Genomic DNA, 20,210 nt, shown 5'->3' with positions numbered 1-20,210 from the left:
CAATGGCAGCTAAGACAATAGTTGAAATTGATGTAAATGATGAGAAGTTTCAGGCATTTATTGAAAAGTTCAACGAGTATCAGGCTGCGTTAAAGGGATTGCCGGAGGAATGGCGCGGCAGCGCTCAGGGCATCGCTGATACCGGGAAGGAAACGGCAAAGGCCAGGACCGAAACCGAGGCGCTGACAAAGGCATTTAACGATGGCGCGGCGGCCATTCTGTCGATTAACAGCGGCATTGATCGCCTGAATACCAATCTGGAAAAGGCAGGGAAGCACCAGGGCGACTTTAGCCGCAATGCCGGTAATGCCAAAGGCTTCCTGAACGCGGCGACAAAGGATGCCAAATCGCTGGCCGGACATATCAAAGACGCCACTACCAGCCTGTTGACGTGGAGCGGCATCGTAGGTGTGTTTACTGGCGTATTGGGTGCTGGCGGTCTGTTTGGTATTAACCGCCTGGCGTCTGTGGCCAGTGCGCAGAGGTTTACCTCTCTCGGCCTCGGTACGTCGATTGGCGCTCTTGATTCCACGGCGATCAACTACCAGCGTGCGCTGAGCAACCCGACGGGGACGTTAGGGGCTATCCGTGATGCCCAGATGGACCTGTCAAAGCGCTGGCAGTTCAGCGCGATGGGTATTAACAACCCTGATCGCTCACCTGACCAGTTACTGCCGCAAATGATCCGCAATGCGCGTGATATTTTCGTGCAGAACGGCAGCACGTTACAGGGTGCGCAGGCCCACGGCTTAACCAATTTCTTTACTCTGGACGACCTGAACCGCTTCAAAAACATGAGCGAAGCGGAACTGGATGCCATGGATAAGCGCGCGCAGCGCGACGCCAGATTGTTGCAGATCACCGACCAGCAAGCGAAACAGTGGCAGGACTTTAACGTACAACTGGATTTCAGTATCCAGAGCATCCGTAACACGTTTATTCGTGGTCTGGCCCCGCTCACCCCGGCACTGACTAAATTATCCGACTCGCTTTCAGTGGCGATTGATACCGTCCTGAAATCGCCTGAACTGGGCAAATGGATTGACAACCTGTCGGGTGGTATTCAGCGCTTTGGCAATTATCTGGCCTCGCCGGAGTTCTCCAAAGACGTCGAAGACTTTATGACGAAGGTTGAGAAACTGGGGAACGTGATCGGAAAAGTCGTCGACTGGATTGTCGGAAAAACCAACCTGTCGGCGGCTGACGTAACCTCGGGGTCATCGATTCTAGGAAACGACACTGTCGTTGATCCGCAGACCGGGAAGAAGTATGTACCAGGCAGCGACGATGACCCGCATGTGTGGGGCTGGCTGAAAGGTGTTAAACGCTTCTTTTCCAGCGGTGCCGTAACGCCTGTTGATTCACAGCCGGCCAACGTTAACGCGTCCGGCAGAACCATTGCCGACCGGTTCAATAACCCCACAAACCTGAGATGGGCTGAGGGATACGGCACGCATAACACCAGAAGTGGTGATTTTGCGGTGTTCCCCACCCTCGATGAAGGTGTACTGGCTGCGGCCAAGCAGTTGCAGATTTATGGCACCCGCGGGGTAAATACGGTTAGTGATATCGCCAAAAAATGGGCGCCATCGAACGAAAACGACACCGCCGAATACATCCGTCACGTTGTAAAAGCAACCCGGTTTGGTGAAAACGAGAAGCTCGATCTGAACAATCCGGCGGTACTGGCAAAACTCATTTCTGCCATGTCGCAAAAAGAGGGCGCTGGCTACCGGGTCAGTGAAGGGGCGGTGATCCAGATATTCAACAACACCGGAGGCAACGCAGTTGTTTCCGGCGCGCAACTTGGGGTTACCGGATAATGGCATTCACCCGCGAGCTCTACAAACTCGGTTTTGAAATATCGCCGGTTATTCTCTGTGACGGTATCGCGCAAAGTATACCTGGCGGCATGCTGCCGATTGTGGCCCTTACGCAAAGCGCCAGCTTTGTTACGGGGCTGATCGGTGGCGCGATAAACCTGACCGATCTGGATAAGTATTTCTGCCACTGGCGGCCTGTGCAGGGCGGCACGCTGGTTGATTATGACATTGCCCGCTATCCGTTCGCTAACCAGACCGTGGCGGCTAACGCGCTGCTGGCCCAACCGTTGCGCATCAGCCTGTTGATGGATGCCCCGGTCAATGAAAATACCGGGGCGATGACAAAGCTGGTAACGATCAGCGCGCTGCAGGCTGTATTACAGGCGCATGCGAATCTGGGGGGCACATTCATTATCGCAACCCCGGCGCTGATTTACAGCGGCTGCATCCTGCGCACCGTCAAGGATGTGACCAGTTCAAGCGAACCCGTGCCTCAGCGCTCATGGATGTGGGATTTTGAGCAACCCCTGGTTACGGAAACCGGAGCGGAGCAGGCTGTTAACAGCTTTCTCAGCAAGATTGACGGTGGTACGAAGATGACTGATGCGTCATGGACCAACACCGTTGCCGCTCTGGGCAACACCTCGCTGGGTGGCGCTGTGTCTGGTGTGGCATCCAGTATCGTCGGGCTGGTGGGTAAACTAAGTGGAACATTCGGCCTATGAGCACAGAACTCTATACGTTTACCGGCAATGAGCGCGAAAGCATGCTGTTTACGCCGGTACTGGACGGGACGGTCTACAACTGCCAGATAAAGTGGAATATCGCCTCCCAGCGCTGGTACCTGCTGATCACTGATAATTCAGGCAACACCATTCTGAATACGCCAATGGTCGGCTCTGTGTCCACTGGCGGTATCAACCTTATCTATAGCGTGTTTTCCTCAACAACCCTGATCTGGCGTGAGAAAAATGGGAAAATAGAGGTTACAACCTGATGCGCTTCTATGACTTTCAGATTTTCGACAAAAATGGGAAGTTGTACAGGCGCTATAAGAGTCTGGATGACTACGGAAATTTTAATCCCGGCTGCCTGATGGTGGAGTTTGATATCCAGAAGTACGGCATGTCCACCCCCATGGGCTCCAGCCTTGTCAGGGTTTACGGGGTCAGCATTAAAGAGATGCAGCAGGCCCAGCAAAACATGTTCGGAATGACCATTAAAGGCTTTGCCGGAATGTCAAAGGGGCTACCGTTAGCCAAACAGAAGCAAAGCGGGTTAGTACTCGAAGGCGAAATTCAGCAGCCTTTCGGGAACTGGCAGGGGACTGAATTATCTCTGGACATGATAATCACGGCTGGTGCCGGGTCAGTCAATTCCCCTGTCAATATTACGATGCCGTGGGGAAAGGGGCAGAAACTATCTATAGCGTTATATTTTGCCCTGCAACGCGCTTACCCGGATTACAAAATCAAGATCGAAATCAGCGATAACCTGGTGATGAACTATGACGCGCCAATATTCTGTTCAAGCGTGCAGCAACTGGCAGCGAATATTAAATCCATCAGCAAAAGCATCATCAGAGATCAGAATTACTCAGGCGTTGAATTATGCATTTTCCCTGGCAAAGAAATTCGCGCCTGGGACAGCCTGACCACTACGAAAAAAAACTCTCCCATTCAGCTTGAATTTACTGATCTGGTTGGTCAGCCGACGTGGATTGAATTTAACAAGGTCATGATCCGGACTGTCATGCGCGCTGATATTCAGGTGGGCGACTTCCTGAAACTACCGGCGGGCGCCAGCACAATCATTCAGGCCTCATCCTATTCACAGTATCGCAACCAGGCAGCCTTTACAGGCGTGTTCCAGGTCAGCGCTGTACGTCTGGTGGGAAACAGCCGCCAGGCAGATGCTAATAGCTGGGTGACCATCATCGAGGCGTTCACAACCACGGGGCCAGCACAATGACGATCAGCCAGCGCCTGAACTTCGGAAAGAGCATGAATAACTTTTCCGAAGAAAAAATACTGCAGGCCATGGAACTGGCCGGAAAAACGCTCCCGGCAACGGTTGTTTCACGATCCGGGAAAATGGTTACCGTTTCGTTCAGCCTGACGAATATCCCTTTTACTCTTCCGCAAGTGACCATTCCCCTTTTCGGTCCGGAGTATATCCGCTACCCGATGCAGCCTGGTGATAAGGGCATTGTCATCCCGGCCGATGCTTATATCGGCGGCATGAGCGGCCAGGGTGGGGGCACCGCAGATCTGACGCAGCCGCCAAACTTGAGCGCCCTGACCTATTTGCCGATCAGCAATACCGAGTGGGGTGACGTCGACGGCGAAGTGCTGACGATGTACGGGCCGGAGGGAGTCACCATTCGTGACAGGGCGAGCAACAGTACATTTCTGTTAACTCCCCAGAGCGTAGCCATAGCGACGCCTGAAAGCTTTACGGTGACGGTGGGCGGTACTGTCCTGTCACTTACCCAGGGCATGTGGCAACTGACAGGACAGGCCGGTAAATTACAGGATGCATCTGCCAGTACAAGTCCGGCTGTTATGCAGGCCGGGTGGGAAGCGCTGGTGTCATGGCTGAACAGTCATCAGCACACGAACGGTAATGGCGGAGGTAATACCGGGTCGCCAACCAGTTCATTCAGCGGGAACATTACCGAATGAGAACCTATGGCAGAAATTCAGAGGGTAAATGGGTCCTGGTTGAAACCGATGAGTACGGATTTAACGATGCCATTTACCTGACAACGTTGGTGCAGAACCTGAAATTAGCTCCCCAGGAGTCGCCATTCTTCGCCAATAACGGCATACCGGCGCAGGCATCCGTTATTCAGCAAATCTTACCAACCTATTACGTTAACCGCCTGCAGCAACAATTCAGTCAGTATTTTTCCTCGTTACAGATTGCCATGGTCAGTGATGACCCTCCCGTTTACAACATTTCAGCCATAACGAATGCAGGCTCAAAAATTATTGCACAGGTGAATGTATGAGTGATTTGTCTGTCAGCTATACCGCGGCTGGCCCGGTACCGCAAACCGCAGAGAGTTTGCGCGAGCAACTCATTGCTCAGGCTGTGGCCCTGTCCCCCGGACTGACAACTGATTTACCCGGTTCTCTGATTGAGGACATTGTCAGCACGGACGTAGGCGCGCTGCTGGTTTGTGACCAGGCGAGAGTTGATCTGATTAACTCGGTGGGCCCACTGAAAGCTAACTTGACGATGCTGAACCTGCTGGCCCAGCAAAGCGGCATAGCACCGCAAAAGACGCAGGGACTAACGACCGTAGGTGTCCAGTTTTCCGGTCCTGCCGGTTTCGCTATTCCGCAGGGTTTTCTGGTCTCTGATGGAACAAACAGCTATGCGCTGGCGGATGCCACAATAATTCCGACTGGAGGAGTAACGTCGTCGGTGACCTGCGAGGCAACCGTAACCGGATCATGGGCGGTTCCTGAAAATACCGTTAACCAGATTATTACCAGTCTTCCTTCGGATATTGTACTGACCTGCACTAACCCTGTCGCCGGAACGCCAGGAGGTGACCCGGAAACTAATTACCAGTTCAGGGACCGGGTATGGCAGGGGCAAATGTCCACTGTGCAGGGTTATCCGGGATTTATTCGCCAGAAGCTGACAGATGTTGCGAATGTGCAGGCGCGTCTTGTATCGGTCGTTCAGAGCGCTAATGGCTGGGTCATTATGTGCGGTGGTGGTGACATTTATGAAATGGCCGGAGCCATCTATAAATCAGCGGGGGATATCAGCCGGCTGAGCGGTTGCACATTGAACGTTACAGGGATCAGCAACGCAAATCCTGGTGTTGTCACTACCGACATTACGCACGGCTACAGCGACGGCCAGATTATCGAGATTTCTGGCGTTACCGGAATGACGGGCATCAATAATGTGCCGTTAACCGTGACCGTGCTGTCACCGCATACATTTTCAACCGGGATCAACACTACCGCATCAGGAAGCTGGACGGGTGCCGGTGTGGTTACACCTAACCTTCGGAACAATGTCGTCACGATCAACGACTGGCCTGATGATTATCTGATCCCCTTTGTTATCCCGCTGATGCAGCGAGTGACAATCAGATATGAATGGCGAACCGCATCTGTTAACTATCTGACGGATGCCACGGTATCAAGTCTGGTGGCCTCGCCGACCATTTCCTATATCAACCAGATATTTGCGGGTAAACCTCTTAACATCAATAACCTGAAAGACATTTTTCTCCAGGCCATTAATACCGTTCTGGATATGAGCCTGATCAGCTCGCTTTCCATCATTGTGACCGTCAACGGAACGATTACGGACCCTGACGAAAACACCAATATTATCAGCGGAGACCCTTACAGCTACTGGTATATATCGGATGATGGCGTGACAGTTAGCGGGGTATAGGATGCTTGATTCAATCATCAATTCGTATCTGTACACGCAGTACAACGATGACGACGACCTGCGCGCATTTGTCACCGCGTATAACTCAATGGCCCAGCAGATTTACACCTGGATGACGAGTGCCAACCTGCCTATTTTTGCAGGCGGCTATCAGGCTGGTGATCAGCTAAGGTGGATTGCATACGGCATCTACGGGGTAAAGCCGCCGGTACTGACCAGCGGTAAACGCCAGATTTACGGCCCGTTCAACACTTTCACCTTCAACAGACTGCCGTTCAATACCCGAAAAGTCGTTGCAAAGTCAGATCAGGTTGTCGTTTCTGATGACCTGTTCAAGCGAATCATGACCTGGAATTTTTATAAGGGTGACGGGTTCTATTTTACGATCCCCTGGCTGAAACGCCGGATTATGCGCTTCCTGACAGGTGTTGATGGCACAGATATCCCAAATGACCAGCACTGGATTGTCTCCGTTGTTTTCTCGGATGCCGGGATGGTAATTACCATCACGAAAGGGTACACGCAGCTTACCGACGCGGCCCTTTACAACGATATGGAATTCAACGACAGGCAGTACGATCAAAACGATGGTGTGTTGATAAAAAGTAACGGCTATGAATATGCCGATCTCTTCAAGCAGGCGTTTGACAGCGGGCTGCTGCACATCCCTTTTTACCTGAACGGTGAAGTCGTAATCATCGGCTAAACCAGTCTCCAGAGAAATTCCCGAACCCGCCATTGAGCGGGTTTTTTATTGCCTAAATCCGGAGGATAAATGGCTCTCCAGCTTCTTGCGGCAAACAATGCATCAACCCTGCTCGTTTCCGGTATCAGCGCCGCATCAACGACATTACAGGTAAGCACCGGGACGGGCGACTTGTTCCCGTCACCTGTGCCAGGAACGAGCTATTTTAAGGTCACGCTCACATCGCTTGCCGCCGGGAAAACGAAAGAAATCGTGCACGTCACAGCACGCTCTGGCGACACGCTCACCATTACCAGATGTCAGGAAGGGACGACGGAGGCAAGCTGGGATTCAGGGGCCAGCGTTGCGAACCTGTTTACTGCCGGAACGTTTAATGATCTGGCACAGCAAATGGATATTGACCAGGTTTATACCGACTTCGCTAGCACCGCTGCCGGAAAAGGGACCGATCTGGTCTTTAATAAATCTCCGCTGGCTGGCGCAGTGGCGCGCTCTCAGCACGATAAAAACTCAGATTTTCGCACATTAGAAGATTTTGGCGCTATCGGGGATGGCATCAATCATCCGCTATCGGAGCGGTTTTCAACGCTGACCGCAGCGCAGATGGTATATTCATTCGTTACCTCGTTGACGCAATCTATTGACTGGGCAGCAGCTACTGCGGCGGGAAACGCTGGCGGTTTTTCAATGCTTGGTAAGAAATACTCCTTATCTCAAACATTGAATATAACTGGTAAAACCAGTATTCAGGGGCTTGGTGATGGGTTGAGCGATTTTATCTTTACTGGCACAGGTGATGGTATTGTTATTACCCTGCAAAATGATAAAGATAGCAAATTCTGGTTGCGTGATTTTGGGATTCTGCGGACAGGGACACCAAGCTCAACAACGAAGGAAACCGCCCTTAAAATTGATGGGCGTGCACAAATATTAATCCCTGGAACTTCGACATCACTCGCGCAATTAGGATATCGAACTGAATTCCGTGGTGCCATTGAGAACATCAGAATAGCTGGTAATGACGTGACAACCGGTGGATGGTTTCGTGGGATAAATTTGATCAGCGTGATGAACTTTCGCATACAAGGGTTTGCATATTGCGGATATGTTCAATCATCTGGAGTTTTTCTTGGGGAAGCCATTACCGTAGGTGGTGACGGATATGTTGTTGATTTTTCAATATCAAGAGTTTGGATATTTTATTGCAACACTGCATTAAATTTCCCAGATTATGTAGAAGGTGTTCATGTATATGATTTTGAAATGATGAATATCAATAACGGAATGGTCGGCGGTATTGTTCAGCCGGAAACTGTTGTTCCTTCACTAACAGGACAAATTACCAGTCCAGGTGTTTTATCTCCGTGGGTTCATAACGGGCATATGAATTGTACTAATGAATCAATTTTGATGCCAGCAAACTGTAATCTTGCTAAATTTCATGACCTGCATCTTTTTTGCAGCCCATTATCAACTGATACGCAAGGGAGAAGCGCCATTTCACTATCATATGGTGCTGGCGCTCAGATTAGCAACATTTATGTATTAATGGACAGGGCGGCGAATACGGCATATTTAGATAGCAATAGCGGTATTTTTCTTGGGAATATGGTTGGTTGCCAGGTAAATAACATTAACGTAGGCGGAGTATCAAACAGAGGAAACGCAATAACTATATCAGGTGGAACTACCAGATGCTCATTCGATGAAATATTAACTAACACTAAGTATGGCATTACTGGGATAGGTAGTACACCCAACAATAACTTCGGTAGAGTAGCTCCTGGATTTGGCACTGCTCGATTCAACATCACTGACAGATACAACAATTCATTCAATTATGAAACTGTTAGCAGAACTGACACAATTACGTTAACTGGGCCAGCGGGTGGGGGTGCTGCTGAAAATTATTTTGATATTACGCCGATCAGCACGTTGAGCGAGGTTCCGTCTGAGGTTTATGTCGGGCTTGCATACAGCGATGCGCCATCAGCTCAGGCGTATTACGATTTTGATGGTAGTACGGTCAGTAGGATCAGGATTCGTGTCAGAGCGACATCAATACCGGCAGGTGCAAAAGTATTCAGAACGTTTGTGCAATACCCATTAACATAATTTAAAAGGGCGCATTGCGCCCTTTCTTTTATGCCGCCTGTTCAGCAGTTGTCACTGCAATAGAAAGCTTTTTCCTTCGCAAAAACGGTTTTTCTATGAATGTCCATGACAGGTACGCAAGAACGGCGGTACAGGCCATAGATGCCGCTATGCTGACATAAAATGGCAAATCAGTTTTATTAGCCATGACTTGCTGTACGGGCCACGCATAAATATACAGACCATAGGAGATATCAAAACGACCTTTAACAATAATATCTTTAAAGCTCATTCCGATACAAAGAGTAAGGAAGGTGATAGCAAAATAACCAAGCGTAAGTATTTCTATTTGACCTTTTAATAAAAAAAGCACCAATACAGACGTTATAGACAAAAACCATTTAACTCTGGGTTTATTCCATTGTTCTAAGGTCATGGAAAGCAGAGATCCTAGTGCGAAACAAATTCCAAACCTTATGAGCCACCCTAAATTCATACTGTACCATGTGATATTATTTGTTTCTGCGCTTGCAAATATATTTGTAGCAACAAGAATTGCTAAGATAAAAGCTGGTGTTTTCCATGTTTTATTAACAAATAGCAGAAAACCAACAACTATATAACAGGTGAACTCAAGTGTAAGCGTCCAGAGTGATCCGTTGATTGACCCTGCATATTTATAACCAGCGAAAACATCAGAAACATTAGCAGGTAAAAGCATTATGATTTTTAAGAAGTTTTCAAAAGTATCTTCGCTAAATAAAAATGCAGTGACATTTTGTTGATAAAATGGCGCGAGAATATAAATCATAGCAAATGAACAGACAATAAGCGCCGGGAAAATCCTTTTAACTCGTTTTGTCATGAATGAAATGTAATCAGGTGATCGCTGTGCTGACTGGGTAACAAGGAATCCAGATATCGAGAAGAAAACGGCAACACACACGCCACCCCATGACAAGAATCCTCTAAATAAATCTTCATGAACCAGCATGAATGCATGATGATGGCTAAATATAACCATAAGTGCTGCTAAATGCCGTAGCACATCAAAGCAGTTATTTTTGTGCATTGTTACCTCTGTCTTTCCTGTACCAGTAAAATTCTGAATAGGCCGTTCAATTTTCTAAACAGATTTCTATAAATCATTTTTACCAAACTTCATATTTTATCTGACATTGTGAGCAAAATGTGTATTTTGCACCAATGCTGCGTATCAGTCACCATCATTAACGAGGATTAAATTGTGACTCTGTCCCTTATCGCGGCAAACAACGCTCAAAGCGTACTGGCCGCAGGCATCAACGCATCCGCAACCAGCCTGGCATTATCAACCGGTACGGGCTCTCTGTTTCCATCTCCGGCATCGGGTGAAAACTATTTCAAACTGACGCTCATTGATGCTGCAACAGAACAACTCAACGAGATTGTTCACGTTACTGCGCGATCTGGCGACTCACTGACGATTGTTCGAGAGCAGGAGGGAACGACGGCGCGCGCATGGTCGGCTAACGACATTGCAGCCAATATGATGACGGCCGGATCGCTGGCTATATTTGCGCAATACGGCACTGTTGATTTTCTGAATGCCACCACTGGTAGACTTCTTGGATCGCCAAAAGTATTCACAAGCAACGGGACATATACGCCGACACCAGGAACGACGAAAATTATCGTAGAGGTTCTCGGTGCGGGCGGCGGCGGTGGAAATGCATCAGCAGTAAGTGGATCTACTATAGGGCTCGGTAGTGGTGGTGGTGCGGGCGGTTATTCCAAGTCAATTATCACCACCGTTCCAGCTTCGCAGGCTGTTGTTGTTGGTATCGGTGGCGCGGGCGGTGTAGATGGCGGCCTATCTTCATTCGGTTCAATCATTGCTAATGGTGGCGCTGCTGGTGGAAATAATCTTAACTCCAACTGGTCAGGAACAGTTACATTGTCTCGTGGCGGTGCTGCTGGCAGTGCGAGTGGCGGTAATATCTTTAATGCTAATGGCTATCATGGTGAAAATGCCATTTTCACTTTTTTTGGCAACAGCGTTTCTGGCGCGGGCGGCGGATCTATTTTTTCTGGTGGTGGATTACCCGTTGGTGGTTCTTCTGGTCCAGGCAATCCGGGTAATTTAGGTTCTGGTGGCAGTGGTGCGAATGCTACAGGTCTGACGGCGGTACAGGCTGGCGGTAAAGGTGGCGACGGCCTGGTCATCATCTGGGAATACGCATGAATAGAGCTGAAAAAATTTCTGGCTGCCACACAGCACAATCAATGGGTTATTCAGTGCTGAAAATTGATAGTCAGAAATGACATTGATCCGCCCAATATTTAAAACTACTGTATGCATAAACAGTAATTTGATGAGGGGGTGGATCATGCCACGTAGAGACGATATCGAATGGTCATTCAGAAAAGCAGTTGAGGTTGAGCCCAACGGCAGACGTATTGTGACGACTGGCGGTTTTATCCGTGAACTGGCAAAGAACAACTGGCACTGGACACCAGGACAGGCCAACAAGTGGATAGAAATCCACATCAATACGTTCAAGGACATTTCCAGTGTGGAAGGCGAGCAGCGCACATTCATGCTTTACAACTCGAATGGAGGCCTGTAATGACCACCTCTCAATTTCCAAGCCCGGCAGAAGACTATATGGAAAATCGTATCTGTCTGGATCATGAACTGATAAGAAAGCCATCGGCTACGTTTTTTGTTCGATACACAGAAACATCCTGGCGTGAGGGCATCAAAAAAGGCGCCTTACTGGTCATGGATACTTCGTTGAGTCCGGTAGATGGCAGCCTTGTGATATGCCACCTCAATGAACAGATTCGTTTATTACGCTTGCGGTTATTTCCAAGGCCTCACCTGGAAGAACTGGACAGGCCGGATAACAAAGTTTTCATTACTGACGATGACTGCGAGGAAAGGGTGGTTGTAAAAGGCGTTATCACTTTCATCATCAACGACGCCCGAACTGGAGAATTCGACGACTGCCCGGTGATGTGACTGGTTGTGCCATGAATGTGACATACACCAGAAATTACTACACATCATCTTTCTTTATGTGCCATCAGCATTGGCTGTGTGAATGCGGTCAATGCTTGTTAAAACATACAGTTACGGATGGTGCTTCTGATTCGTAATGCGAAGGTCGTAGGTTCGACTCCTATTATCGGCACCATTAAAATCAAATTCTTACGTAAGATCTTATCATTCTCCCACCAAAAAATTATTTTCATGTAACAGCTGGTGTAAGTAAATTCTATCAACGAAGATCAATCTTATCTACTGACCAAAAAGGCCTGATAGGGCTTCGCTCACTATACATCCGTGGCTGCAGGTTTAGTTGTCCATGTCTACACCACTCCTAAATTTAATGTGTTGGCAATGTGTTCAATAAAGCTCGAACAAATTAGCTCATTATGATCGGTTAATACTTCAACTTCTGGTTGCATGATTGTTTGTCCGTAAAAAGATAACGCGCCCGCCGGGTAGTAGCAGGCGCATTACGCAATAGGTAAACAAGGGAGGAAGTTCAGAAATGTAAATCGGGAAGGTTGTACGCAATGTTCATCGTACTACGTTGTTACGGCTTTGCCGCAACAAGCCAGTTGCCTGCCGCGCTCGCAGAATGTCTACAGCCCGGAGATAAGGAGATTGTTCCTGCCAGCTAAATCCCTTCCTGTCTATACGAACCAGCTCGTATTTTTCTACCAGAAAATTCACGGCATCGGCTAGGGTGATACCGGCATCGATGTGTTCCTTAATCACAGCCTCATTGCAGAATGGCGTGTCGTTTATTGTCAGACCATAGTGCTGTTCCAGCAGACGTGTCAGTAACATTTGCCAGACAGCCACGGGTGACAGGCAGGGCTTCACCGCCCGCTGAGTTGTTGCAGGTAAAGTTTTCATGTTTGCTCTCGTGAAGGTAATTAACGCTGAGTGGGGTAAATGGCGATGTATACGTAGCCGCAACTGCCAAGGGTGTCGGCTTCGCAGGTTAAATCGTTGTGGTACAGGGTAACGCAGTGGGCATGGTGGGTGCTGAGTTCACCAGTGGTCAGCATCGATTCCATCTGGCGGATAAAGTGCGGGAATGTTTCATCCAGCTTCCGGTATTCGATGTCACTGAACTTGCCGGTCATGCTGGCCCGGTCAGCCAGATAATGCAGTCGGTTGCCTTCCTGCACCAGACGGGCTCCCAGACGTGGCGTGATATCACGCTGCAGACCCCATGTGATTTTGCTCATTGATAACCTCTTTATTGTCAGTTCAGGGTGATGCTCATCAGGCAGGCATAAGGCCCCTCGCGGTCCTGGCGGCGTTCGGCGTATACCGCCAGGACTCCTGTGATATCCGGAACGTCCCTGCCGGTGTAATGGCAGACGCTACCGTGCCACTGGTATTTGCCGGTGCAGAAACGAAAGATTCGGGACTCAGGATGCTGGCGGTATATCGTCATTGCCCGGCGTTTACTGATAATTTTCATGTAATACCTCACAGCAGACCGTGTTCTGCGAACGAATAGATTTGCCTGCCGCCGACAATCAGATGGTCAGGGACACGGATATCCACCAGTTGAAGTACCTGAACCAGTCGCTGCGTGAGGGCTTTGTCAGCCTGGCTGGGCGTCGTCTCGCCGGAAGGATGGTTATGCGCCAGTATTACCGCTGCCGCGTTGAAGTACAGAGCGCGCTTGACCACCTCGCGGGGATGTACCTCGGTACTGCTAATAGAACCGGCAAACAGGGTTTCGTGGGCAATCAACTGGTTCTGCTGGTTCAGATACAGCACCCGGAACTCTTCCCGTTCAAGCGCGGCCATATGCAGCCGCAACCACTCCCGGACGGCATGAGTGGAGGTGAAGGCTACCCCAGGCTCATGCAGGTGCCGCTCCAGAGCCCTGAGCGCCCGCTGAATGAGACGCCGGTCCTGTGGCGTTATCTCGCCGGGTAAAAAGGAAAGCTGTTTCATTCGTTGCTCCTCCGGTCAGTCAATGATACGCAAAATGGCGTGGGCTTCAGAATGCTGCAGGGCATAGTCCCGCAGGCGGTAATAGTGCGCGGTCATTGCGTCACACTCTGTACGGCAGGCGTGATGGCTGTATTCAATCAGGCAGACAGCAATGCCTGCGGCTTCAGCACTCATGTCCGCGCCATTGCCGTTCATACCGTTGAACAGATGCCATTTATCGTCAACGTCAGCATCAGGGGCCATAAACGCGCCGCCATTGCTGAGCGTGTAAAAGGACCAGATACCACTGTTGTACTCGTCACAGAAGCGGTCCATCCAGGCGAAAATGCGGGGTTCCAGCGTTATCCATTGTGGGATAGAGCCAAAGTACTGCGGCCAGAAGCAGATACGCTGTTCGTCGGGTATCTGCGTTACGGTCAGTTCAAATTCGGATTCGTTAGCAGCAGATGCGAGGTTGTTTTTTGTCGCTGTTGTCATGGGTATGTCTCCGTCAATAAAAAAACGCCAGCGGCGACGGCTGGCGTATGCGGTAATAATGAGTGTTCGGGAAGATTAAATGTTGCTGGTAAATCATGCGGAGCCAGCAGATGGATACGTCCGTACAGATGCCTGGCTTGCGGGTATAGCGGTTAAGACCTTCACCGGCATCCGGTTCAAAGTTCCATGCCTGCCCTAGTCGTCTTCAATGTTAACGCCGGTGATACTGGCAGGAACTAATGGCCCTGCTGCGCAATCAGCCGATACCCACTACGGTAGGTCATAAAGCGATTAGTGAAACGACTTCAAACCTTCAGAATTATTCATTACTCCCCCCCTGAAAAATAATAAAAAAGCGGCAGAATCGTGAGATTCTGCCGTTAGTTGTGTATGTTCAGTGACCTGCCCCCACGATTAGATACAACACTCAGTTAGTAACGTCGGAATCTTCATTCTCAGAATGACCCTTTCTCCAGCCCGCTGCAAATTCAGACGGTGTCTGATAATTCAGCGTGGAGTGCGGGCGGCATTCGTTATAATCCTGCCGCCAGTCATTAATAATTTTCCTGGCATGAACGATATCGCTGAACCAGTGCTCATTCAAACATTCATCGCGAAATCGTCCGTTAAAGCTCTCAATAAATCCGTTCTGCGTTGGCTTGCCCGGCTGGATTAAGCGCAACTCAACACCATGCTCAAAGGCCCATTGATCCAGTGCACGGCAAGTGAACTCCGGCCCCTGGTCAGTTCTTATCGTCGCCGGATAGCCTCGAAACAGTGCAATGCTGTCCAGAATACGCGTGACCTGAACGCCTGAAATCCCAAAGGCAACAGTGACCGTCAGGCATTCCTTTGTGAAATCATCGACGCAGGTAAGACACTTGATCCTGCGACCGGTGGAAAGTGCGTCCATGACGAAATCCATCGACCAGGTCAGATTGGGCGCCGCCGGACGGAGCAGCGGCAGACGTTCTGTTGCCAGCCCTTTACGACGTCTTCTGCGTTTTACGCTCAGGCCACTGAGGTGATAAAGCCGGTACACGCGCTTATGATTAACATGAAGCCCTTCACGGCGCAGCAACTGCCAAATACGACGGTAGCCAAAACGCCTGCGCTCCAGTGCCAGCTCAGTGATGCGCCCTGATAAATGCGCATCAGCAGCCGGACGGTGAGCCTCATAGCGGCAGGTCGACAGGGATAAACCTGTAAGCCTGCAGGCACGACGTTGCGACAGACCGGTCGCATCACACATCAACATCACGGCTTCCCGCTTCTGGTCTGTCGTCAGTACTTTCGCCCAAGAGCCACCTGAAGCGCCTCTTTATCCAGCATGGCTTCGGCAAGCAGCTTCTTGAGTCTGGCGTTCTCTTCCTCAAGCGACTTCAGGCGCTTAACTTCAGGCACCTCCATACCGCCATACTTCTTACGCCAGGTGTAAAACGTGGCATCGGAAATGGCATGCTTGCGGCAGAGTTCACGGGCGGGTACCCCAGCTTCGGCTTCGGCTTCGCGGAGAATACTGATGATCTGTTCGTCGGAAAAACGCTTCTTCATGGGGATGTCCTCATGTGGCTTATGAAGACATTACTAACATCGGGGTGTACTAATCAACGGGGAGCAGGTCATCAGAGGAATGATATATATCTGAATATTTTTATAATGCTGATAGGCCGTTTTGTGCCAAAAGCAGAAGCTGGTAATTCGTGTCTAATATACTTCACTTAACGTATATCCCAGCTCTGGTACAGAATATGCAAATTAAATACCCAAGAAGTGGCAGGCTGATTAACAAAGAACTCCTTCGATTATAGGATGATTTGTATCGGCACTCATCACACCATGTGCTCGATTCACGCCGCATAGTCAGTTGAATTTTGCTACTCTGTAAGAGGTGGTAAGCATTATCCAATACGGATTTAAATCAATGGAATAAATGATTATGAGTGAAAATGAAACAATCCCAAAGAAGTGTCACAGCCAGATTAACAAAGCTGTATTCTTTACATCTGCTTTGTTAATTTTTCTTCTTGTCGCTTTTGCCGCTGCATTCCCGGATGTTGCTGACAAAAATTTCAAACTACTTCAGCAACAAATCTTCACGAATGCAAGCTGGTTCTACATCCTTGCTGTGGCCCTGATTTTATTGAGTGTCACGTTTCTGGGACTCTCACGCTACGGTGATATCAAGCTGGGTCCGGACCATGCGCAACCTGATTTCAGCTATCACTCCTGGTTTGCGATGCTTTTTTCGGCAGGGATGGGGATCGGCCTGATGTTCTTTGGCGTTGCTGAACCGGTGATGCATTATCTCTCACCTCCCGTTGGCGCCCCAGAGACTGTTGCGGCAGCGAAGGAAGCAATGCGGCTGACCTTCTTCCACTGGGGTCTGCATGCCTGGGCAATCTATGCCATTGTAGCGCTGATTCTGGCCTTTTTCAGTTACCGCCACGGTCTACCTTTAACGCTGCGTTCTGCACTCTATCCCATTATTGGCGATCGCATATACGGACCTATAGGCCATGCGGTTGATATTTTTGCCGTTATAGGTACGGTCTTTGGCGTTGCAACATCGCTGGGTTACGGTGTTTTGCAGGTGAATGCCGGTTTGAACCACCTATTCGGGGTGCCCATTAATGAAACGGTGCAGGTCATTCTGATCGTGGCCATCACGGGGTTAGCGACGATTTCTGTGGTGACCGGCCTAGACAAGGGAATACGTATCCTGTCTGAGCTCAATTTGGGCCTCGCGTTGTTGCTCCTGGCGCTGGTCCTGTGTCTGGGGCCAACTGTGCTTCTGCTGAAGTCATTTGTGGAAAATACCGGCGGTTATCTTTCGGAACTGGTGAGTAAAACGTTCAATCTTTACGCATATGAACCTAAGTCGAGCAACTGGCTGGGGGGCTGGACATTACTGTACTGGGGATGGTGGCTTTCATGGTCGCCATTTGTGGGGATGTTTATCGCACGGGTCTCACGCGGCCGAACCATTCGCGAATTTGTCACCGGCGTGCTGTTTGTTCCGGCCGGCTTTACGCTCATGTGGATGACGGTGTTTGGTAACAGCGCAATCTATCTCATTATGAACCAGGGGGCGACCGATCTCGCCAATACCGTCCAACAGGATGTCTCGCTGGCCTTGTTCAATTTCCTGGAGCATTTCCCGTTCTCCTCCGTGCTGTCATTTATTGCAATGGCTATGGTCATCGTCTTCTTTGTCACATCTGCTGACTCGGGGGCAATGGTTGTAGATACTCTGGCATCAGGTGGGGTGGCAAACACACCCGTCTGGCAGCGAATCTTCTGGGCATCGCTCATGGGAGTTGTTGCAATTGCGCTTCTCCTTGCGGGAGGGCTGAGCGCGCTGCAAACGGTGACAATAGCAAGTGCATTACCCTTCTCCGTGATCTTGCTGATATCCATATACGGGCTGTTAAAAGCCCTGCGTCGAGATTTGACTAAGCGTGAAAGCCTGAGCATGGCGACTATTGCTCCTACGGCTGCACGTAACCCAATTCCCTGGCAGAGAAGGTTACGCAATATCGCGTATCTGCCGAAACGATCTCTTGTGAAACGTTTTATGGACGACATTATCCAGCCTGCCATGACGCTGGTTCAGGAAGAACTGAACAAGCAGGGGACGATAAGCCACATTAGTGACGCAGCCGACGATCGTATTCGTCTTGAAGTGGATTTGGGCAACGAGCTGAATTTTATATATGAAGTGAGGCTTCGCGGGTATAGCTCACCCACCTTCGCGCTCGCCGCAATGGATAATGATGAGCAGCAGACTGACCAACATCGATATTATCGCGCTGAGGTTTATCTCAAAGAAGGCGGTCAAAATTATGATGTGATGGGCTGGAATCAGGAACAGTTGATTAATGACATACTGGACCAGTACGAAAAACACCTGCACTTCCTGCACCTGGTTCGTTGATAGCAAAATGCCGTCCTAGGGGGCGGCAATTATTTATCCCGACCGCAATACGAGGGAATGCAGAATGATTTCACGCTGGCAATGGATTCTGAAGCAAACATTTAAGAAACTCTGGTTCAGAGCTACGTTATTCGCAATTGTCGCGATAATAACGGCTCTTTTATCTATTCTTTTTAAATCAATGATTCCTGAGTCGGTTTCAGTGAAGGTTGGTGCGGAAGCAGTTGATAACATTCTGAACATACTGGCATCGAGTATGCTGGCAGTGACCACATTTTCGCTGAGTATCATGGTCACAGCCTACGGTTCAGCCACTACTAATGTTACTCCCAGAGCAACGCGTTTAGTTGTGGAAGACGTAACCACACAAAATGTACTGGCCACCTTCATTGGTTCCTTTCTCTTCAGTCTGGTAGGAATTATTGCCCTCAATATGGGAGCCTACGGAGAAAGGGGAAGAGTCATTTTATTCATTGTCACACTCGTTGTCATTGCCCTCATCCTCATCACATTGCTTCGTTGGATACAGCATTTGACCTCTCTGGGGAGGGTCGGTGAGACAACAGCAAAAGTAGAACAGGCTGCCATCGAAACATTTATTGCGAGAGCCAGAAATCCCTGTCTCGGCGGATATCCATGGCTTGAGAGCTATGAACAGCCGAAAGGAACGGTTGCAGTTTATCCGAAGAAGATTGGCTATGTTGAATATATTGATATGGAGAAACTCAGCAAGCTGCTGGCCAATGATCCTCGTCATGTATACCTTGTGGCGCAACCAGGCAGTTTCATTCATCCGTCCATGCCAGCTTTGTACCTGAGTCAGGGCCAGGAGTCATCAATCTGCGCCGATTTACTTGAGACGATCATTGTCTCGGATGTGCGTTCATTTGCTCAGGATCCCCGATTTTGTCTTAGCGTCATGGCCGAAATAGCCTGCAGAGCCCTTTCACCCGCAGTGAACGATCCTGGAACCGCAATCGATGTCATTGGCAGAGGTGTTCGTATACTTTCTGCTTACGCGCAGAATAAGTCTCATGAAATTGAAGTGACCTATCCTTCAGTACACGTTGCGCCACTTCAGAACAACGATCTCCTGGAAGACTTTTTCTCACCTGTCGCACGCGATGGTGCCAGTATGAGAGAGATTCAGATAAGAGTGCTCAAAGGGCTATCTATGCTGAGTACGGGTTGGCCTGAGATGTTTGCTGATGCCGCGCACACTCTGGCAATTGAAACATTAGAGCATGCAAATCGCGCTGACCATATAGACTCCGATAGAGAATTCATAAAATCAATTTATTTTGATTTGTTTTTTGATGAAAACGCTAATAAGCAATCATAGTTGTGGAGCAAGCGATTTGGTTGCTAGCGAGACAAGAACAAAGCGTCTGCATGAGAATGGGCGTCTGCTTTGTATTAGAAGAGAACATACTGAGTCTTCATCACTTTTGCAGCAGGCTTTATCTCTACGTAAGACATCGCCTACAATCAAATATTTCGGTTTAATACCAGGAGAACACTAAATGTAGAAATTATGTCTACTCAGTTCGGAACAGACTACTGTTTTTTTATTCCGTAGCTGAGACCATCATATTTCCTCCAGCAAAGGAGATAAAAATGGAAAAATTATTTACCCCGTTTCAGACCGGTGATACTGACCTGGTAAACCGCGTCGTTATGGCCCCCATGACCCGCTCACGGGCAATGACTAGTGATACCGCTGATGAACTGACCGCAAAATATTATCAGCTGCGTGAATCCGTATGGGGCAAA

21 protein-coding genes and 2 pseudogenes are annotated in these 20,210 nt (G+C 49.2%); 15 read left to right on the top strand and 8 right to left on the bottom strand.

Features of this window, described 5'->3' with window-relative positions:
• Positions 1-2: 2 nt before the first annotated feature.
• From HV311_RS19660 to HV311_RS19620, 9 genes are all read left to right on the top strand, one after another.
• Complete coding sequence (locus tag HV311_RS19660) at positions 3-1,823, top strand: hypothetical protein (protein ID WP_191220346.1); 1,821 nt, start codon at positions 3-5, stop codon at positions 1,821-1,823.
• Positions 1,823-2,548, top strand: a complete 726-nt coding sequence (locus tag HV311_RS19655; protein ID WP_107224183.1) for a hypothetical protein — start codon at positions 1,823-1,825, stop codon at positions 2,546-2,548. The genes HV311_RS19660 and HV311_RS19655 overlap by 1 nt, the downstream gene beginning before the upstream one ends.
• Positions 2,545-2,820, top strand: a complete 276-nt coding sequence (locus HV311_RS19650; RefSeq protein WP_191220345.1) for a hypothetical protein — start codon at positions 2,545-2,547, stop codon at positions 2,818-2,820. Before HV311_RS19655 ends, HV311_RS19650 begins: the two co-directional genes overlap by 4 nt.
• On the top strand, positions 2,820-3,794 hold the full coding sequence (locus tag HV311_RS19645; RefSeq protein ID WP_191220344.1) for a hypothetical protein: 975 nt from the start codon (positions 2,820-2,822) through the stop codon (positions 3,792-3,794). Before HV311_RS19650 ends, HV311_RS19645 begins: the two co-directional genes overlap by 1 nt.
• Entirely contained in the window at positions 3,791-4,507 is a 717-nt protein-coding gene (locus HV311_RS19640; protein ID WP_191220343.1) for a hypothetical protein, read from the top strand. The genes HV311_RS19645 and HV311_RS19640 overlap by 4 nt, the downstream gene beginning before the upstream one ends.
• Entirely contained in the window at positions 4,504-4,836 is a 333-nt protein-coding gene (locus HV311_RS19635) for a hypothetical protein (protein ID WP_107224179.1), read from the top strand. Before HV311_RS19640 ends, HV311_RS19635 begins: the two co-directional genes overlap by 4 nt.
• Positions 4,833-6,251: a ubiquitin-activating E1 FCCH domain-containing protein gene (locus HV311_RS19630; RefSeq protein ID WP_191220342.1), complete on the top strand. Its 1,419-nt coding sequence runs from the start codon at positions 4,833-4,835 to the stop codon at positions 6,249-6,251. Before HV311_RS19635 ends, HV311_RS19630 begins: the two co-directional genes overlap by 4 nt.
• 1 nt (position 6,252) lies before the next feature.
• Complete coding sequence (locus HV311_RS19625) at positions 6,253-6,957, top strand: hypothetical protein (RefSeq protein WP_110294637.1); 705 nt, start codon at positions 6,253-6,255, stop codon at positions 6,955-6,957.
• Positions 6,958-7,026: 69 nt separating this feature from the next.
• A complete protein-coding gene (locus HV311_RS19620; protein WP_191221223.1) occupies positions 7,027-9,072 on the top strand; it encodes a hypothetical protein in 2,046 nt (681 codons plus the stop codon).
• A 28-nt stretch (positions 9,073-9,100) separates the two neighbouring features.
• Here the strand turns inward: HV311_RS19620 and HV311_RS19615 are convergent, their stop codons facing one another.
• The gene (locus tag HV311_RS19615) at positions 9,101-10,123 is read right to left on the bottom strand and encodes an acyltransferase family protein (protein ID WP_191220341.1); all 1,023 of its coding nucleotides are present in this window, start codon (positions 10,121-10,123) and stop codon (positions 9,101-9,103) included.
• Between the two features lie 174 nt (positions 10,124-10,297).
• Here HV311_RS19615 and HV311_RS19610 point away from each other — a divergent pair, with 174 nt between their 5' ends.
• The 3 genes from HV311_RS19610 (at position 10,298) to HV311_RS19600 (ending at position 12,055) form a co-directional block, all read left to right on the top strand.
• Positions 10,298-11,275, top strand: coding sequence for a glycine-rich domain-containing protein (locus tag HV311_RS19610; RefSeq protein WP_191220340.1), 978 nt, complete (start codon positions 10,298-10,300; stop codon positions 11,273-11,275).
• Positions 11,276-11,420: 145 nt separating this feature from the next.
• Positions 11,421-11,660, top strand: a complete 240-nt coding sequence (locus HV311_RS19605) for a DNA polymerase V (RefSeq protein WP_191220339.1) — start codon at positions 11,421-11,423, stop codon at positions 11,658-11,660.
• Positions 11,660-12,055 carry a HumD family translesion DNA polymerase gene (locus tag HV311_RS19600; protein ID WP_110294633.1) on the top strand — a complete coding sequence of 132 codons (396 nt, stop codon included), beginning with the start codon at positions 11,660-11,662 and terminating at the stop codon, positions 12,053-12,055. Before HV311_RS19605 ends, HV311_RS19600 begins: the two co-directional genes overlap by 1 nt.
• Before the next feature lie 564 nt (positions 12,056-12,619).
• Here HV311_RS19600 and ykfI read toward each other — a convergent pair.
• The 7 genes and pseudogenes from ykfI to HV311_RS19565 form a co-directional block, all read right to left on the bottom strand.
• Positions 12,620-12,961: a type IV toxin-antitoxin system toxin YkfI gene (ykfI, locus tag HV311_RS19595; RefSeq protein ID WP_003031349.1), complete on the bottom strand. Its 342-nt coding sequence runs from the start codon at positions 12,959-12,961 to the stop codon at positions 12,620-12,622.
• Between the two features lie 20 nt (positions 12,962-12,981).
• A complete protein-coding gene (locus HV311_RS19590) occupies positions 12,982-13,299 on the bottom strand; it encodes a type IV toxin-antitoxin system YeeU family antitoxin (protein ID WP_003031347.1) in 318 nt (105 codons plus the stop codon).
• Positions 13,300-13,316: 17 nt separating this feature from the next.
• Entirely contained in the window at positions 13,317-13,538 is a 222-nt protein-coding gene (locus tag HV311_RS19585) for a DUF987 domain-containing protein (RefSeq protein WP_003031346.1), read from the bottom strand.
• Between the two features lie 8 nt (positions 13,539-13,546).
• Positions 13,547-14,023 (bottom strand): JAB domain-containing protein, encoded by a 477-nt coding sequence (locus tag HV311_RS19580; RefSeq protein ID WP_003031345.1) that lies wholly within the window; start codon positions 14,021-14,023, stop codon positions 13,547-13,549.
• A gap of 15 nt (positions 14,024-14,038) precedes the next feature.
• On the bottom strand, positions 14,039-14,500 hold the full coding sequence (locus HV311_RS19575; protein WP_003031344.1) for an antirestriction protein: 462 nt from the start codon (positions 14,498-14,500) through the stop codon (positions 14,039-14,041).
• A 112-nt stretch (positions 14,501-14,612) separates the two neighbouring features.
• Positions 14,613-14,705: pseudogene (locus HV311_RS28080) on the bottom strand (DUF905 family protein); the annotation flags it as partial.
• Between the two features lie 222 nt (positions 14,706-14,927).
• A protein-coding gene (locus tag HV311_RS19565; protein ID WP_085954994.1) for an IS3-like element ISSen4 family transposase occupies positions 14,928-16,054 on the bottom strand; the annotation gives its coding sequence in 2 pieces (ribosomal slippage) (positions 14,928-15,790 and positions 15,790-16,054; 1,128 coding nt in all).
• A 385-nt stretch (positions 16,055-16,439) separates the two neighbouring features.
• Here HV311_RS19565 and HV311_RS19560 point away from each other — a divergent pair.
• From HV311_RS19560 to HV311_RS28075, 3 genes and pseudogenes are all read left to right on the top strand, one after another.
• Positions 16,440-18,437 carry a BCCT family transporter gene (locus HV311_RS19560; RefSeq protein WP_032939120.1) on the top strand — a complete coding sequence of 666 codons (1,998 nt, stop codon included), beginning with the start codon at positions 16,440-16,442 and terminating at the stop codon, positions 18,435-18,437.
• Between the two features lie 64 nt (positions 18,438-18,501).
• Positions 18,502-19,779, top strand: a complete 1,278-nt coding sequence (locus HV311_RS19555; protein WP_003036928.1) for a DUF2254 domain-containing protein — start codon at positions 18,502-18,504, stop codon at positions 19,777-19,779.
• A 275-nt stretch (positions 19,780-20,054) separates the two neighbouring features.
• Positions 20,055-20,198 (top strand): annotated as a pseudogene (locus HV311_RS28075) (oxidoreductase); the annotation flags it as partial.
• Positions 20,199-20,210 lie beyond the last annotated feature (12 nt).

It is taken from the genome of Citrobacter sp. RHBSTW-00881 (genome assembly GCF_013728515.1).
Lineage (GTDB): Bacteria > Pseudomonadota > Gammaproteobacteria > Enterobacterales > Enterobacteriaceae > Citrobacter > Citrobacter braakii.
The sequence above is the reverse complement of the archived record's forward strand: the minus strand, read 5'-3'. Positions and strand labels throughout refer to the sequence as shown.

Bases quoted from the DNA above. Each gene is read 5' to 3' on its own strand.
- HV311_RS19655 (WP_107224183.1), top strand. From the start codon at position 1,823: ATGGCATTCACCCGCGAGCTCTACAAACTCGGTTTTGAAATATCGCCG.
- HV311_RS19560 (WP_032939120.1), top strand. From the start codon at position 16,440: ATGAGTGAAAATGAAACAATCCCAAAGAAGTGTCACAGCCAGATTAAC.
- HV311_RS19625 (WP_110294637.1), top strand. From the start codon at position 6,253: ATGCTTGATTCAATCATCAATTCGTATCTGTACACGCAGTACAACGAT.
- HV311_RS19650 (WP_191220345.1), top strand. From the start codon at position 2,545: ATGAGCACAGAACTCTATACGTTTACCGGCAATGAGCGCGAAAGCATG.
- HV311_RS19590 (WP_003031347.1), bottom strand. From the start codon at position 13,299: ATGAGCAAAATCACATGGGGTCTGCAGCGTGATATCACGCCACGTCTG.
- HV311_RS19600 (WP_110294633.1), top strand. From the start codon at position 11,660: ATGACCACCTCTCAATTTCCAAGCCCGGCAGAAGACTATATGGAAAAT.
- HV311_RS19575 (WP_003031344.1), bottom strand. From the start codon at position 14,500: ATGACAACAGCGACAAAAAACAACCTCGCATCTGCTGCTAACGAATCC.
- HV311_RS19620 (WP_191221223.1), top strand. From the start codon at position 7,027: ATGGCTCTCCAGCTTCTTGCGGCAAACAATGCATCAACCCTGCTCGTT.
- HV311_RS19640 (WP_191220343.1), top strand. From the start codon at position 3,791: ATGACGATCAGCCAGCGCCTGAACTTCGGAAAGAGCATGAATAACTTT.
- HV311_RS19615 (WP_191220341.1), bottom strand. From the start codon at position 10,123: ATGCACAAAAATAACTGCTTTGATGTGCTACGGCATTTAGCAGCACTT.
- HV311_RS19635 (WP_107224179.1), top strand. From the start codon at position 4,504: ATGAGAACCTATGGCAGAAATTCAGAGGGTAAATGGGTCCTGGTTGAA.
- HV311_RS19585 (WP_003031346.1), bottom strand. From the start codon at position 13,538: ATGAAAATTATCAGTAAACGCCGGGCAATGACGATATACCGCCAGCAT.
- HV311_RS19605 (WP_191220339.1), top strand. From the start codon at position 11,421: ATGCCACGTAGAGACGATATCGAATGGTCATTCAGAAAAGCAGTTGAG.
- HV311_RS19660 (WP_191220346.1), top strand. From the start codon at position 3: ATGGCAGCTAAGACAATAGTTGAAATTGATGTAAATGATGAGAAGTTT.
- HV311_RS19555 (WP_003036928.1), top strand. From the start codon at position 18,502: ATGATTTCACGCTGGCAATGGATTCTGAAGCAAACATTTAAGAAACTC.
- HV311_RS19630 (WP_191220342.1), top strand. From the start codon at position 4,833: ATGAGTGATTTGTCTGTCAGCTATACCGCGGCTGGCCCGGTACCGCAA.
- ykfI (WP_003031349.1), bottom strand. From the start codon at position 12,961: ATGAAAACTTTACCTGCAACAACTCAGCGGGCGGTGAAGCCCTGCCTG.
- HV311_RS19580 (WP_003031345.1), bottom strand. From the start codon at position 14,023: ATGAAACAGCTTTCCTTTTTACCCGGCGAGATAACGCCACAGGACCGG.
- HV311_RS19645 (WP_191220344.1), top strand. From the start codon at position 2,820: ATGCGCTTCTATGACTTTCAGATTTTCGACAAAAATGGGAAGTTGTAC.